1 protein-coding gene is annotated in these 827 nt (G+C 75.2%); it reads right to left on the reverse strand.

Annotation, left to right across the window (positions count from 1 at the left end):
* On the reverse strand, nucleotides 1-827 hold an 827-nt coding region (locus E1285_RS45195), incomplete at both ends, for a glycosyltransferase (protein ID WP_132161051.1).

Below are 827 nucleotides of genomic sequence, written 5' to 3' on the forward strand. Positions count from 1 at the left end.
GCACCGTGCCGAGGTGGGCGGGGGTGAACCACTCGCCGACACGGCCGCGGGCGCGCTCGGCCATCCGGTCGGCGGCGGCCGGATCGTCGAGCATCGCGGTGATGGCGCCGGCGAGCCGCTCCGGGTCCTCCGGCGGGACGAGCAGGCCGGTCTCGCCCGCCAGGACGAGGTCCTGGTTGGACGGTACGGCCGTCGCGACGAGCGGGATCCCGGCGCCGATCGCCTCGACCAGCACGCAGGGCAGGCCCTCCCAGCGGCTCGCCATCGCCATCAGGTCGAACGCGGGCAGGACCGCGGCGACGTCGTCGGTGTGCCCGAGCCAGCGCATCCGGTCCTCGACGCCGAGCTTGGCGGTGAGCTTCGCCAGCCGGTCCGCCATGGGGCCGCCGCCGACCCACAGGCCGAACACGTCGTCCGGCAGCCGCGCGACGGCCTTAGCGAAGATCTCCGGGCCCTTCTGGAAGGTGAGCCGGCCGACCGACCCGACGACCTTCACGCCGAGCGGGAGATCGAGGCGGCGCCGCGCCTGCGCCCTGGCGCCCGGGGCGGCCGCGTACGCGTCGACGTCCACGGCGGGCCACGACAGCCGCACGCGCTCCGGCGTCGTGAGGCCGAGCCGCAGCGCGGTCGTCACCGTGTCCGTGCCGACCCCGAGGAACGCGTCGGTGTGCTTCGCGGCGATGCGTTCGAGACGGATGTAGGCGGTGCGCCGCGCCCATGACTGGAACTCGTTGAACGGGAACCCGTGCCAGGTGTGCACGATGCGGGGCACGCCGGCGCGCGCCGCCGCGAGCCGCCCGATGACGCCGGCCTTGGAGGAATGGGTG

It is taken from the genome of Actinomadura sp. 7K507 (assembly GCF_004348425.1).
Lineage (GTDB): Bacteria > Actinomycetota > Actinomycetes > Streptosporangiales > Streptosporangiaceae > Spirillospora.